Consider the following 15,420-nt stretch of genomic DNA (forward strand, 5'->3'; position numbering starts at 1 on the left):
TAATGCTAAAATATGACGTAATAGTTATAGGTGGTGGGCATGCAGGAGTAGAAGCTGCAGCTGCTTCTGCACGTCTTGGGGTTCCTACTCTCTTAATTACGTTAAAACCGGGAAATTTAGGTGAAATGTCTTGTAATCCGGCAATTGGTGGAATTGCAAAAGGCATATTAGTTAAAGAAATCGATGCACTTGATGGGTTAATGGGTTATGTTATAGACCAAGCAGGTATACATTATAAAATGCTTAATGAAACTAGAGGTCCAGCAGTTTGGGGACCTCGAGCACAAGCTGATAGAAAGCTTTATAAAAAAGCGATGTATCAAATATTAACAAATTACCCAAATTTAAATATATTATATGGAAAAGTGGAAGATATAGAAATTAAATCTTCTAAAGTTAAAGCGGTTGTTTTAAATGATGGTAGCAAAATTCCTTGTCAAAAAATTATATTAACTACAGGTAGTTTCCTATCAGGTCTTATTCATATCGGTTCGACAAAAATTCCTGCCGGTAGAGTAGATGAAGAAGCTTCTTATGGATTATCTAATACATTAAAAAGAGTAGGATTTAAGATTGCACGTTTAAAAACAGGTACACCACCGCGAATTGACGGGCTGACAATTGATTATAGTAAAACAGTTCTACAGCCTGGCGATAAAACTCCTCGTCCTTTTTCGGCATTAACAAATATTGTTGATGTTCCTCAGATAAATTGTTTTATCACAAAAACAACCTCAGAAACTCATGATATTATACGTGAGAATCTTGATAAATCTGCTATGTATTCAGGACAAATAGAAGCGATAGGACCAAGATATTGTCCTTCTATAGAAGATAAAATAGTCAGATTTAGTACAAAATCAGAACATCGTATATTTTTGGAACCTGAAGGGCTAGATGATTATACGATTTATCCAAATGGTATTTCTACTTCTTTGCCTGAAGAAGTACAATGCAAATTAATAAAAACAATCCCTGGTCTAGAAAAAGCAACTATTTTACGTCCTGGTTATGCTATAGAGTATGATTATGTTGATCCACGTGAAATAAGTATTACTCTAGAGACAAAAAAAATAATGGGACTATATTTTGCTGGGCAAATTAATGGTACTACAGGATATGAAGAAGCAGCAGGACAAGGTATAGTTGCAGGCATTAATGCTGCTTTGGCAGTAAAAAATCAACCACCTTTTATATTAACAAGAGCAAATAGTTATATTGGGGTAATGATAGATGATTTAACAATATTTGGTACTAAGGAACCCTATCGTATGTTTACCTCCCGCGCAGAATACAGGTTATCTTTAAGGGCAGATAATGCAGATTTACGTTTAACAGAATTAGGAATAAATATTGGAGTTGTATCAAAAAAACGTAAAGAAATATTTAAAAAAAAATGTTATAATATAGAAAAAACAAGAAATTTATTAAAAACATTATCTTTCACTACTAGTAAGCTTGTTAAAATAGGAGTGCAAGTAGCACAAGACGGTACGTATAAAACAGTTTTAGATTTATTTAAAATACCTAATTTTACTATTGAGCAGGCTATTAAAATTTTTCCTAAGCTTCAAGAAATTAATAGTAATATTTTACAATTGTTATATATTGAAGCTAAATACGCGTCATATTTAGCTAAACAGCAAGCAGATATTAATTTATTTCAAAATGAGGAAATACAATTAATACCTAAAAATATTGACTATTTTAAAATACCAAGTATATCATTAGAGATAAGGGAAAAACTTTCTTACTATAAACCTACTACTATTGGCATAGCACGTCGAATTCCAGGGATTACACCTGCAGCAATTACGGCTATTATAATTTATTTAAAAACTAAATATAATGATGGAAGTTTCATATCAAATAATTGAAAAGTTAAAAATTTTTTCAAGAATTAATAAAAAAATGGAATAAAGCAATCAATCTTGTATCGTATAATAGTATACATAATTTTTGGCAACGTCATATATATTAGACTCATTACAATTAATACAATACATTGATAATAAAGAGATACACTTGGTTGATATAGGAAGTGGTCCCGGTTTTCCTGGTATAGTACTATAGCAGGTGTAGCGAAAGTAAGTTTAATAGAAGCTGATTTACATAAATGTATTTTTTTAGAAAAAGCATCAAAGGTATCAAATAATAACATACAAATCATCAATCAAAGAATAGAAAAAGTAACAATAGATTGCAGTATATTAACTTGTAGAGCTTTTCTAACTTAAATACAATATTTAATTATATAAAGAATATTTCAGTACAAGAAAATTTTTTGTTCTTAAAAGGAAAAAATTATTTAACTGAAATAGTAGAAGCTAAAGAAAGGTGTTTATACGTTTTACAGCAGGGAAAATTCTAGAAGTTAGTAATTTAACAAAAATTATATGAAAGTTATTGCTATTGTTAATCAAAAAGGAGGAGTAGCTAAAACTACAACTACTGTAAATTTAGCTACAGCTTTTGCTGCTCTAAATAAAAAAGTTTTAGTTATAGATCTTGATCCTCAGGGGAATAGTAGTACCGGCTTTGGCATTAGTCAGCAACAACGCAAAAATACTATATATCAAGTATTAATAAATCTAATAGAATTGAAAGATGCAATAATTGCTACAAATATACCAAATTTAGAAATAATTACTTCAAACACTAATCTATCTGCAGCTGAATTAGATTTAACAAAATTAAAGGACCGAGAATATATTTTAATGAAGTTATTGAAAGAAATAAAAATATTATATAATTATATAATTATTGATTGTCCTCCTTCGTTAAATTTATTAACGGTAAATGCTTTAGTTGCAAGCGATGAAGTGCTGATTCCAATGCAATGCGATTTTTATTCTTTAGAAGGATTAAGCCATTTGCTAAAAACAATTAAAATTGTAGAGAAAAAATTAAATCCTAAGATAAAGATTGTAGGTATATTATTTACAATGTATGATAAGCGTAATCGTTTAACTGAGCAAGTAGAAGATGATGTTAGGAAATGTTTAGGAGCATTAGTATTTAAAACTGTTATTCCAAGAAATATTAAACTATCTGAAGCTCCTTCATATGGAAAGCCGGCTATTATATATGATTATAAATGTTCGGGAGCAGTTGCATATATGGAACTTACAAAAGAAATCTTAGAAAGATATGGCGAAAAATAAAGGACTAGGAAGAGGATTATCTTCATTGCTTGGAGAAGAAGTTATTTCTATAGAATCAGAAATAATACAAATAATAAATATTGATAAAATAAGACCGAATGAGAATCAGCCTAGAAAAAACTTTGAATATGATAAAATAAAAGAATTAGCAGATTCTATATTGAATAATGGTTTATTACAGCCTATTATTGTTGATAATAATTTCCAAATTATAGCAGGAGAACGACGCTGGCGCGCATGTAAATTGGCAAAAGTGTTAGAGATACCGGTAATTATAAAAAATTTAGATGCTAAAGAGAGTGTAGAAATAGCGTTAATTGAGAACATACAAAGAACTGATTTAACAGTTATGGAAGAAGCTCGTGGTTTTAAATATTTAGTGGATAATTTTAATTATACGGTAGAAAAATTAGCTGAGAGGCTTGGTAAAAGTCGTAGTCATATAGCTAATTTGTTAAGGCTTAATAATTTGCCGCAGTCTATTCAAGATAAAGTAAATGAAAATATACTAAGCATGGGTCAAGCTCGATGTTTAATAAATCATGAACATGCAGAAGCAATAGCTGATTATATTATAAATAATAATTTAAATGTACGTCAAACAGAAAAACTAGTAAGACAATGGTATAAAAATGATTATACAAAATTTCCTAAAAATAATAACAAAGTAGGAAAGCCTTTTTTAAAGGATAGCACTACAGATAATGATCTAGAATTATTAGCAAAAGCTTTATCAGAAAAATTTGGTATAAAAATAACAATAGAAAATTGTTCATTAGGCGGAAAATTAATATTTCATTATAAAGATTTGAAAGAATTAGACTTGATATTATTACAATTAAATTAAAATCCAATATGGAAAAATCATCAATAAGATTAAACGAAATAAAGTTAGTAGGTATAAAAGTACGTCAAGCAATAATAAAGACTTTGATCGTCAAGCTGCTAAAATTAAAGCATGTATACAGCATTTTATTTTTAAAGATTTGACAAATCAAATGTCTGAACAAGAAAAACAATGATAGAAATTATAACATCTGATTTTGAATTATATGATTATAGAGCAATAAATTCATACAATGTGGTAGTTGATATATCTATCGGTGTAAAATAATAATATAAAGAAATAAGTAATTTATGTCGTATCAATATGTTTATGAAATGGTTGGTTTAAGCAAAATTATAAATGGCAAACAAATTTTAAAAGAAACAAATTTATCATTTTTACCAAGAGCTAAAATTGGTATAATAGGTCCAAATGGAGCAGGTAAATCGACGTTATTAAAAATAATGGCAGGTATTGATAAAGAGTTTGAAGGTAAAGCAATAGCTAAAATTGGTATAAAAGTAGGATATTTACCCCAAGAACCATATCTTGATCCTAGTAAAAATGTTTTTGACAATATCATTGAAGGCCTTCATGAAAAGAAAAAACTTATTGAAGAATTTAATGATATAAGTAATAAATTTTCTACTGAAATCACTGATGAAAAAATGCAAAAGCTTTTTGATAAACAAGCAGAATTGCAAGAAAAAATAGACAATTGTGATGGATGGAATCTAGAACGTGAAATAGAAATTGCAATGCTTGCTTTACGTTGTCCGCCAAAAGAAGCAGATATTACAAAAATTTCCGGTGGAGAAAAAAGAAGAGTAGCTTTATGTAAATTGCTTTTAGAAAAACCTGATATGTTATTACTTGATGAACCTACAAATCATTTGGATGCAGAATCAGTGTCTTGGCTTGAAGATTATTTAAAGCATTATGAAGGTACTGTAATAGTAATTACCCATGATCGTTATTTTTTAGATAATGTTACAGAATGGATATTAGAAATAGATCGTGGCAATTGTATACCGTGGGAATCAAATTATAGTTCTTGGCTTGAACAGAAACAAAAAAAAATAGCTTTAGAAAGTAAAGAAGACAATGATAGAAAAAAACAATTGCGTCGTGAACTTGAATGGATTCGTCAAACTCCAAAAGCTAGACAATCAAAGAATAAAGCACGTATTACAGCATATCACGAGTTATTAAATAAACAACAAGACCAAAAAAATGACCCCACTCAAATAATAATACCTAATGGACCTCGTTTAGGTGATCTTGTTATTGAAGCGGAGCATATAGCTAAAAAATTCAACAATAAAATATTATTATCAGATTTTAGTTTTAAAGTTCCACGTGGAGCTATTGTAGGAATTATTGGACCAAATGGAGCAGGTAAGTCTACTTTGTTTAATATTATTACAGGTAAAATAATACCGGATAGCGGTTCTATTAAAATTGGTCAAACGGTAAAATTAGGATATGTTGATCAATCACGTGACCATTTGGATGATAATAAAACTATATGGGAAGAAATTTCAGAAGGTTTAGACGAATTACAACTTGGTAATAAAATAGTGAAAAGTAGAGCTTATTGTGCAGCTTTTAATTTTAGAGGCAGTGATCAACAAAAGAAAGTTGGACAACTTTCAGGTGGAGAACGTAACAGAGTGCATTTAGCAAAATTATTAAAAGAAGGAGCAAATGTTATATTATTAGATGAGCCGTCTAATGATTTAGATATTGATACCTTAAGAGCACTTGAAGATGCTATTTTAGGTTTTGCAGGTTGTGTATTAGTGATTAGTCATGATAGGTGGTTTTTAGATAGAATAGCCACTCATATTATATCATATGATAAAGAAAATAATGCTACATGGTTTGAAGGAAATTATCAAGATTATCATGAGTATATGCTAAGTACTAACGGCGAAAGTATTTTAAATCCAAAATATAAACATAAGAAGCTAATATAAATATGTCTTTAACGCAAATATTATTAATTTTGTTTATAGGAATATTGGTAACAAACCCGAGTGATATTTTTATAATTATTAAAGAATTTAAAAAAATAAAGGCATATTTAATTAATATTAAGACTTCTATTATAAAAAATGTAAATGAACAATTAGAAACAGAACAATTAAATTTTTATTTAAAAAAAATTATTAACCTAGAGGGTTATTATCATGGTGATTATGATTTAACGACAATAAAAGAAAAATATTATACGTTAGTAATTAATAATGACTTAATAGACAATGAATCAGCAACTGATATAACAGAGAAATACTAATTCGTGCCTTACTCAATAATTAAATCTCAGAATTATGCAAAAAGTAGTAAAACTTCACAATATCAAAATAGGAAATGATTTGCCGTTTATTCTAATTGCAGGACCATGTCAGATTGAAGGACAAGATCATGCTTTATTTATGGCAGAAAAACTTGTTAAATTAACTAGTAAGCTTGATATTCCGTTTATTTATAAATCTTCATTTGATAAAGCTAATAGAACTTCTATAAATGGGGTTCGAGGGCTTGGTATAGAGAAAGGTTTAGAAGTTTTATCAAAAGTAAAAGCTGAATTTGATTGTCCTATTGTTACTGATGTTCATTCAGAGAGCCAATGTACTGAAACAGCCAGAGTGGTAGATATTTTACAAATTCCAGCATTTTTATGCAGACAGACTGACTTACTGCAAGCTGCAGCGAAAACTGGTAAAATAGTAAAAGTAAAAAAAGGACAGTTTTTAGCCCCTTGGGATATGAAAAATGTACAAACAAAACTAAAAGCTTTTGGAGCAGAAAATATATTATTTACAGAGCGTGGGACATGTTTTGGCTATAATAATTTGGTATCTGATATGCGTAGTCTTGCAATAATGGCAAAACTAAATGTACCTGTAATTTTTGATGCGACACATTCTGTTCAGCAACCTGGAGGACTAGGAGATAGTACCGGAGGGGAAAGAAAATATGTAGAGTTACTTGCAAAGGCAGCAACAACTGTAGGTATTGCTGGTATGTATATGGAAGTACATCAAGACCCCGATAACGCTCCAAGTGACGGTCCATGTATGATTAAGTTGGATAATTTAGAGTCGATTCTTATCAAACTGAAAAAATATGATAAAATTACAAAAGAAAAATAACCTTAAATTTTATCTTTCAAAATATATATAAATATCCCATTATTAATTCAATATCTTTTAAAATAAGAGTGATAACGTTTTAAAAATAAACGATAAAACTTTCTTATCCTCAGAGTTCTGTCAATTCATCTTATAGATCAAAAATGTTTTGATTTGTAAATATTAAAAGGTAAAATTATTATGATGAGTTATGTGAAGAGTGTGGATAGTAGTATGTTTGGTAGCACCAAACAGGAACGAGTTTTTAAAAAAAATAAATTTCTGTCAAAAAATCATTTATATTTTATTTATTTAAAATATAAATGATTTTTTGACAGAAAATTTTAATAATCTTTTCAAAACAAGAAAAAAACAAACCTTAACTGTTGCTGAACAATACAATGTTTTAGAAAAATTCGTAATATTAAGGATATATTAACTCCAAACAAGTGCTTCATAGTTGATTATAAATATGAAGATAGATTGACTTTCTAATAATAACAGTTCTAAATTTAATGAAAAATTAGTAAAATCAAATAGCGAGCTTATGAAATTTATTACTATAGCTACTTTGGATTTTAATCATGACACCTTTATAACAAAAGATGTACAACCATATAGCAATTATTTATAAAAGGAAATGATACACTAGAAGTCATAATTTTTTGTGCCGGTACAGAGTAAATATTTTTGATGATAATTCAATAAAGGTATATTCAGCAAAAACACAGAAAAATAAATTTAGATGTGAAAATCACAAATTAAAACTTTGCCGCTTGAGGAAATTTGGAAGAAGATTGCTCTTCTAAAGATTTATTAGATATGAATAAAAATTCTACAAACCTATTAAAATTTATCACAGGAAGTCACAACGAAATTACTAAAACAGAAAATATTATAAAGAAACTAATTGTGATATGGTAAGTAGGTAGCGATGGAACAGAGTAGTTACAATTGCTCTTAGCTGTTTTTTAAGTGGACAAAAATTAGCAGCAGACAAGGAAGAACGCTCTTTGTATATAAAATAATCAGAATATAATGCAAAAATACATTATAAAGTAGACAAGTGGTGAAGGTGGAATTTAATATTATAGAATTTTTTCGGGATTTATAATAAAGATATAGATACTATTCAAACAACATATATTTATTGGCAAATATTAGAATTAGTCAAAAAAGTTAAATTTTCAGTTGTAATTAGAGATAATAGTGTAAACGGCCTTTTAAGGCTACATATAAAAATTCACTAATATTTTTAGAGATAGAACTCATAAATAATTAAAATTACCCCTAGGAAAATCTATAAATCTATAAAACAACAAGTTTTTTATAGGTTTCAATAGATTCCCACTTTCATGGAAATGACATTGGAGTTGTGTTATATCATAATGTTCACTTCGTAATATTTGTATCTATACTGTAAAAGAATTACCGCAACTGCATTTTGCTTTAGCTTGTGGGTTGTGAACGTTGAAATATGAGCTACCAAGTTCTTCTATAAAATCTAAAATACAGTCCAGCATAAATTTTTGAGAGATAGGATCAATAATAATTGTAGCATTATGTTTAGTAATGACATAATCATCCTGTTCTATAGTATTTTTTGAGACTAATTCATAATTATACATCAGACCTGAGCAACCACCACTATCAACAGAAACTCGCAATGCTAAATTCTTATCTTTTTCTAGTCCTATTAACTTGCGGACTCTCTGAAAAGCTCTATCCGTAATTGTTATCGTCACTTAAAATTACCTTGTAAAAGTCTTATAAATTATATAATATATTTTAATACCTTTCAAGGTGGCATTGTTGCATGATTCTGATGTAATTCCCACGAAGGCGGGAATTAACATTGGACACTTTTTTTGATCCATGTAAAATGCCTTTTAAAATAAAGGATAACGATGCTAGCTTCATATGCTTCCGATCCTCTTAAAAGTAGGGGGAGATTATATAAGGAGATTCCGAACACGTATAGAAATGAGTTTGAACGTGATCGTGATCGCATCATTCATACTAATGCATTTAGGCGTTTACAGTATAAAACTCAGGTTTTTATTAATCACGAAGGAGATCATTATAGGAATAGATTAACTCATTCTCTAGAGGTTTCAGCTGTTGCACGTTCGGTTGCTAATACTTTAAATTTATCAAGTGACTTAGCTGAAACAATAGCACTTGCTCACGATCTTGGTCACACGCCTTTTGGTCATGCTGGAGAGAGAGCTTTAAACGCATGTATGAGAGATTATAACGGCTTTTCCCATAATGCTCAATCTTTAAAGATACTAACATTACTTGAAAAAAGATATGCGGCTTATAATGGAGTGAATTTAACATGGGAAGTTTTAGAAGGAATTGTAAAACATAACGGTCCTATAACTTGTGAGATAAATGAATATATAGCAGAGTATAATAAACAAAATGATTTAGAGCTTGATACATATGCATCTGCAGAGGCACAAATAGCAGCACTTGCCGATGATATTAGTTATATTTCACATGATTTGGAAGATAGTATCGGTGCTAAAATTATCGATTTTAATAGTCTTGCTGAACTTAAATATATTGATCAGTATGTTTTTGCACTTAAGTCAAAATTTAAAAATATTAGCTCCTCGTGTCTTATTTATGAGGTAGTACGTAAGCTAATGCATGAATTGATTACGGATTTATTATGGCAAACAAAAGAAAATTTAAATAAAGAAAAAATTACTGATATAGATGAGATACGTAATTTAAATTATCAGCTAGTGGATTTTACGGCAAACACTAATGAACGTATTAAGGAAACTAAAAAGTTTCTACATGAGCGGGTTTATAAAAGTAATAAAATTACAGCCATCAGCCTTAAGTGTACTAAAATCGTACAAGGTTTGTTTAAGGTTTATATGGATGATATTAATTTATTACCGGTGAATTGGAAAATGCTAATAGACTCTAATGAAATATATAGTAAAGCTAGAGTTATTGCCGATTATATAGCAGGTATGACAGATCGCTTTGCTATTCAGGCATATAATCAACTTTGTTAGACTTTCTGCATAACTTGCTTCTAAGGGTAATTTGTACGTTGATCCAGTACTCAAATCTTTACATAATAAGTTAAATGTAACGCTGCGGTTTGCTGCGGAAGTGTCTCCTACAAGTTCCTCCTTATTAACGTTATGCAGAAAGTCTATCTGTACATTTTTAATAACATATAAAATTATGAATATATTTAATCAATTGAAACAAGACATAATTGCAGCAAGCCGGCAATTATATAATAATCAAGAAATAGCGAATATTGTTACTATTGAAACGTCGAAAGATAATTTTAATGGTGATTTATCAAGTAATATTGCAATGATCATTGCTGCTAAAGAAAATATGCCTCCACGTACGGTGGCACTGAAATTTAAAGAAATACTGATAACATTACCTTATATTGCAAGTATAGAAATAGCAGGGCCGGGCTTTATTAATTTTACTATAAAAGCGGAAAGTTGGCAGATAGCAATAAAAAATATTCTACAGCACGAAGGAAAGTTTTTTGAAATTGATATAGATAAGAACAAATATATTAATATCGAGTATGTTTCAGCCAATCCCACTGGTCCAATGCATATAGGTCATGCTAGAGGAGCAGTATATGGCGATGTTTTAGCAAGAATTTTGCAAAAGGTAGGTTACAATGTTACAAAGGAATATTATGTTAATGATGCAGGATCACAAATAAATGATTTAGTTAGTACAGTATTATTACGTTATAGAGAAGCTTTAGGCGAAAAAATTACTATCCCTGTTGGTTTATATCCAGGAGAGTATTTAATTCCGGTTGGACAAATTTTAGTGAAAGAATATGGTAATAAATTATTAGTGATGGATGAAGAGGAACGGTTCAAAATAGTCAAAAATTTTGCTGTAGAAAAGATGCTTGATTTAAATAGAAAAGATTTAGAAGAGTTAGGTATTAAACATGATCTATTTTTCTCTGAACAGTCATTACATGATAAAGGTAAAATAGAGGAAATAGTTAAATTACTTACTAATATGGGGCTAATTTATGAAGGTACGCTACCTGCTCCTAAGGGTAAAATTCATGCAAAATGGGATAACAGAGTTCAAAAATTATTTAAATCTACCAAGTATGGTGATAGTCAAGATCGCCCTATAGAAAAAGCTGACGGAAGTTGGTCGTATTTTGCTTCCGATCTTGCATATGCTAAGGATAAAATAGATAGAGGAGCTAATCACTTAATTTATGTACTTGGTGCTGATCATAGTGGATATGTTAAAAGAATTGAGGCAATAGTTAAAGCTCTAGGCAAAGAGCAGATTAAAGTAGATGTTAAAATCTGTCAATTGGTCAATTTTATTGAAAATGGTGTGCCCGTTAAAATGTCAAAACGTCTTGGAAACTTTGCTAGTGTGCAAGATGTAAATCATGAGGTGGGTAAAGATATCATAAGGTTTATGATGTTGACTAGACAAAATGATAAGCCGCTTGATTTTGATTTAGTAAAAGTGAAAGAACAATCAAGAGAAAATCCTATCTTTTATGTACAATATGCACATGTAAGAACAGTATCAATTTTATCAAAAGCTATGGAACTAATGCCGGAATCTTATAGTAGCTTTGAGGCTGGTATATATGATTTATCATTATTATCATCAGAAGAAGAAATCGACATCATAAAACTTTTAGCTGCATGGACAAAAACATTAGAAGTATCTGCAAAATATTTTGAACCACATCGTATAGCATTGTATTTAATAAATTTAGCTTCAAAATTTCATTCTATATGGAACTTTGGTAAAGAAAATAGTGACTATAGATTTGTAATTGAAAACAATAAAGAATTAACTACCGCCCGTCTTGCTCTTGCTAAAGCTATACAAAAAGTTATAGCTAGCGGTTTTGAAGTGATAGGTGTAGAACCAATGAATAAAATGTAATTATTGTAAACGTTAGTACTAAACTTGCTGTGTTATTAACGCTTTTGTGGGAATGACAGCTAGAGTATTTTATTTATGATCAATAATATTTTTGTTAAAATATGTATAGGGTGTTTAATATGTATATCTGCTATTTATTTTGCTTATCAATATTATCAGAGTAGCAAGCCGATAATAACTATTTATCCTGATGAGCTGCCTACAAAAATAAAACCGTCTATAATAGAAAATAACCAAGCAGCAGTACATAGTACGATATATGAAAATCTTATTGCTAAAGATATAAATATTAAAACTGTAAAATTGCTTCCTGATCCTGAGAAACCTATAAATATAGATTCTTGCAACCAAAGTCAAAGCGATGAATCTTTTGATGAAATATCTAACCTTATTGCATTAATAGAGCCAAGTAATAACTCCAAAAATGAAACAGATTTAAATATAATAAAGCTTGAAAAAGGAACTAAAGATAAGGCTAGTAATGCTAAAAATTGTAAAAATAATGGAAATTATAAAGTACAACTTGGTTCGGTAAAATCTGAAGTAGAAGCAATACAGGAAGGGGAAAGAATAAAAAAGAGATTCCCGAAAATTCTTCAAAATGTTGTTATCACAACCAAAAAAGTTAAATATGACGACGGCAAATTTTTCTATTTAATCTTAGCTGGTGATTATGGAAGTCTTAGTCAAGCTAAAGTGGTTTGTAAGAAATTAGCTTATAACAAGCAGAGTTGTGTGTTAAAATGATGTTTTATTAGCATAGTTGACTTTACTATCTAGAAATACAACTAAAAATGCTAAAATTTTAGTATTTTAAACTCGATCCCGTGATCAAGTAGCAGGATGACAACAAAAAAATCGAGCTATGTAACAAACTTTGCGCGGGAATGAAATAGGAGTCAATACAACAAAAACAAATACTAAACATTTTATGAAACAAGCTAAAATAGAAAATATTGATTTTGGTAATGCATTATCGGAGCGTTATCTTGCTTATGCATTATCAACAATTATGTCGCGTTCGCTTCCTGATGTACGTGATGGACTTAAGCCTGTACATCGTAGGTTATTATACGCCATGCTACAGCTAAGGCTTGAACCGAATTCTGGCTATAAGAAATGTGCAAGAGTAGTTGGTGATGTGATCGGTAAATATCACCCGCACGGTGATGGTGCGGTATATGATACTTTAGTGCGTCTTGCTCAATATTTTTCATTACGTTATCCTTTAATTGATGGACAGGGCAATTTCGGCTCTATAGATGGCGATAATGCAGCGGCTATGCGTTATACTGAATCACGTATGACTGAGATATGTATGTTATTAATGGATGATATTGATAAGGATACGGTAGATTTTCGCCCTACTTATGATGATTCCGATTTAGAACCAGTAATAATGCCGGCAAGTTTTCCGAACTTACTAGCTAATGGTTCTGAAGGGATAGCAGTCGGCATGGCAACCAATATACCGCCGCATAATTTACATGAGTTATGTGATGCTCTAATACATTTAATCGACCATCCGAAAGCTGAAGTTAACGATATAATGAACTTTATTAAAGGTCCTGATTTTCCGACTGGTGGCATAATTATTGATAAAGCTGAAGTTATTAATGCTGCATATAGTACGGGACGTGGTAGTCTTAGAGTGAGAAGCAGATGGAAAAAAGAGGAGTTAAGTTACGGTACATATCAGATAGTTGTCACTGAAATACCTTATCAAGTGCAAAAATCAAAACTCATAGAACAAATAGCGATATTACTAAAGGATAAAAAAATCCCGCTTGTTAGCAATATTAGAGATGAATCAACCGATATTATCAGGTTGGTTATAGAGCCAAGAGATCGTAATTGTGATCCGCAGGTAGTTATGGAGTCTCTATTCAAGCTAACGAATTTAGAAAGCCGAATTCAACTAAATATGAATGTAATAGGTAGTAATAACGTACCGAGAGTAATGAATATTTTAGAGATTTTACAAGAGTTTCTAGATCATAGGCAAAGTATTGTTACTCGCAGGTCAACTTATCTTTTAAATAAAATCCAGCATCGTTTAGAAATTCTAGAAGGACTTAGAATAGCTTATCTAAATTTTGATGAAATCATTAAAATTATTCGTGAAGAGGATGAGCCCAAAGCGATAATGATCAACTGGTTTAAGCTAACCGAAATACAGGTAGAAGCGATATTAAATACCCGTCTTCGTTCGCTTCACAGGCTTGAAGAACAGAAAATTATTAATGAACATAGTAATTTAAAAAAACAACAAGTCATATTAGAAGAGATTTTAAATAATCCTAAAGAACTATGGAAAGTAGTTAAAAAAGAAATAAAAACAGTACAAACAAAATTTGGATTAAATACAGTAATAGGAGCAAGGCGGACCTACTTTGAAGAAGTAACGCTTACGAATCAAGTAGTTGATATAACGGCTTTCATTACTAAAGAACCGATTACTATTATCTGCTCAAAAATGGGGTGGGTACGTTCGTTCAAAGGTCATAACAATGATTTATCGAATATTAAATATAAAGAAGGTGACACAGAAAAATTTATTTTAAAAGCTTATACGACCGATAAACTATTAATAGTTAGTTCAGAAGGGAGGTTTTTTACGTTACTTGCCGATAATATTTCCAAAGGTAAAGGAACGGAGGAATCTATAAAGTTACTTGTGGATATAGGCAATAATGATATTACTAATATTTTAGTCTATAAACCTGATCAGCTTTTATTACTTGCAAGTAGCATAGGTAAGGGATTTTTAGTTAATTCAAACGAAGTAATTGCTCAAACAAAAACAGGAAAGCAAATTATGAACGTACCAAATGGACATATATGCATTACTTGCTTGCCTGCAAATGGAGATAGTGTTGCTTGCATCGGTGAGAGCCGTAAATTGCTTGTGTTTAATATAGATGAAATACCTGAAATGAAAAAAGGACAAGGTGTAACGTTACAAAAATTTAAAGATGCAAAGCTTCTCGATGTTAAAATATTTAATAAAGAAGATGGTTTAGGCTGGAATAACAATGGAAAAGTAAAGCTCGAGAAAAATATTATTACCTTTTTAGGGAAAAGAGGTGGTGCAGGTAAATTACCGCCTATGGGTTTCCCTAAAAATAACAGGTTTTCATCATCGTAATAAAAATTTAGTGTATATAAGAAACCCAGTATATTTTATATGGTTTGATACAAGCGAATTTTTAGGATTCGCTTGTGGTACTCACGTTACAAAGCTAAGCATAATTTGACAAGAATTAGAAAGCTGCAGACTAAACCAATGGTTCAGAAGTGTAACAGAAGAGTAAACAAGGCTATTGCAATAACGAACTATAATAGTTCG

General features: G+C 30.2%; 12 protein-coding genes and 1 pseudogene. 12 read left to right on the forward strand and 1 reads right to left on the reverse strand.

What is annotated here, in order from left to right:
* The first annotated feature begins 2 nt into the window (after positions 1-2).
* The 8 genes and pseudogenes from mnmG (at position 3) to A1E_RS06695 (ending at position 8,051) form a co-directional block, all read left to right on the forward strand.
* Positions 3-1,877: a tRNA uridine-5-carboxymethylaminomethyl(34) synthesis enzyme MnmG gene (gene mnmG, locus A1E_RS00255; RefSeq protein WP_012148207.1), complete on the forward strand. Its 1,875-nt coding sequence runs from the start codon at positions 3-5 to the stop codon at positions 1,875-1,877.
* Positions 1,849-2,400: pseudogene (rsmG, locus tag A1E_RS05190) on the forward strand (16S rRNA (guanine(527)-N(7))-methyltransferase RsmG). The gene mnmG and the pseudogene rsmG overlap by 29 nt, the downstream one beginning before the upstream one ends.
* Positions 2,397-3,164: a ParA family protein gene (locus A1E_RS00260; RefSeq protein ID WP_012148208.1), complete on the forward strand. Its 768-nt coding sequence runs from the start codon at positions 2,397-2,399 to the stop codon at positions 3,162-3,164. The pseudogene rsmG and the gene A1E_RS00260 overlap by 4 nt, the downstream one beginning before the upstream one ends.
* Positions 3,151-4,011, forward strand: coding sequence for a ParB/RepB/Spo0J family partition protein (locus tag A1E_RS00265; RefSeq protein ID WP_012148209.1), 861 nt, complete (start codon positions 3,151-3,153; stop codon positions 4,009-4,011). The genes A1E_RS00260 and A1E_RS00265 overlap by 14 nt, the downstream gene beginning before the upstream one ends.
* Before the next feature lie 290 nt (positions 4,012-4,301).
* Positions 4,302-5,969 carry an energy-dependent translational throttle protein EttA gene (ettA, locus tag A1E_RS00270; protein WP_012148210.1) on the forward strand — a complete coding sequence of 556 codons (1,668 nt, stop codon included), beginning with the start codon at positions 4,302-4,304 and terminating at the stop codon, positions 5,967-5,969.
* Positions 5,970-5,971: 2 nt separating this feature from the next.
* Positions 5,972-6,289, forward strand: coding sequence for a DUF2672 domain-containing protein (locus A1E_RS00275; protein WP_012148211.1), 318 nt, complete (start codon positions 5,972-5,974; stop codon positions 6,287-6,289).
* Positions 6,290-6,323: 34 nt separating this feature from the next.
* Positions 6,324-7,148 carry a 3-deoxy-8-phosphooctulonate synthase gene (kdsA, locus tag A1E_RS00280; RefSeq protein WP_012148212.1) on the forward strand — a complete coding sequence of 275 codons (825 nt, stop codon included), beginning with the start codon at positions 6,324-6,326 and terminating at the stop codon, positions 7,146-7,148.
* A 765-nt stretch (positions 7,149-7,913) separates the two neighbouring features.
* Positions 7,914-8,051 (forward strand): hypothetical protein, encoded by a 138-nt coding sequence (locus A1E_RS06695; RefSeq protein ID WP_231259245.1) that lies wholly within the window; start codon positions 7,914-7,916, stop codon positions 8,049-8,051.
* A 488-nt stretch (positions 8,052-8,539) separates the two neighbouring features.
* Here A1E_RS06695 and A1E_RS00285 read toward each other — a convergent pair whose 3' ends face one another.
* On the reverse strand, positions 8,540-8,872 hold the full coding sequence (locus A1E_RS00285; RefSeq protein ID WP_012148214.1) for an iron-sulfur cluster assembly accessory protein: 333 nt from the start codon (positions 8,870-8,872) through the stop codon (positions 8,540-8,542).
* 162 nt (positions 8,873-9,034) lie between these two features.
* Here A1E_RS00285 and A1E_RS00290 point away from each other — a divergent pair, with 162 nt between their 5' ends.
* The 4 genes from A1E_RS00290 (at position 9,035) to parC (ending at position 15,219) form a co-directional block, all read left to right on the forward strand.
* Positions 9,035-10,165, forward strand: a complete 1,131-nt coding sequence (locus A1E_RS00290) for a deoxyguanosinetriphosphate triphosphohydrolase (protein ID WP_012148215.1) — start codon at positions 9,035-9,037, stop codon at positions 10,163-10,165.
* Between the two features lie 175 nt (positions 10,166-10,340).
* Entirely contained in the window at positions 10,341-12,071 is a 1,731-nt protein-coding gene (argS, locus tag A1E_RS00295) for an arginine--tRNA ligase (RefSeq protein WP_012148216.1), read from the forward strand.
* A 75-nt stretch (positions 12,072-12,146) separates the two neighbouring features.
* Positions 12,147-12,818, forward strand: a complete 672-nt coding sequence (locus A1E_RS00300) for an SPOR domain-containing protein (protein ID WP_012148217.1) — start codon at positions 12,147-12,149, stop codon at positions 12,816-12,818.
* Positions 12,819-13,002: 184 nt separating this feature from the next.
* On the forward strand, positions 13,003-15,219 hold the full coding sequence (gene parC, locus A1E_RS00305; RefSeq protein WP_012148218.1) for a DNA topoisomerase IV subunit A: 2,217 nt from the start codon (positions 13,003-13,005) through the stop codon (positions 15,217-15,219).
* Positions 15,220-15,420: the final 201 nt, after the last annotated feature.

The sequence above is a fragment of the Rickettsia canadensis str. McKiel genome (assembly GCF_000014345.1).
Lineage (GTDB): Bacteria > Pseudomonadota > Alphaproteobacteria > Rickettsiales > Rickettsiaceae > Rickettsia > Rickettsia canadensis.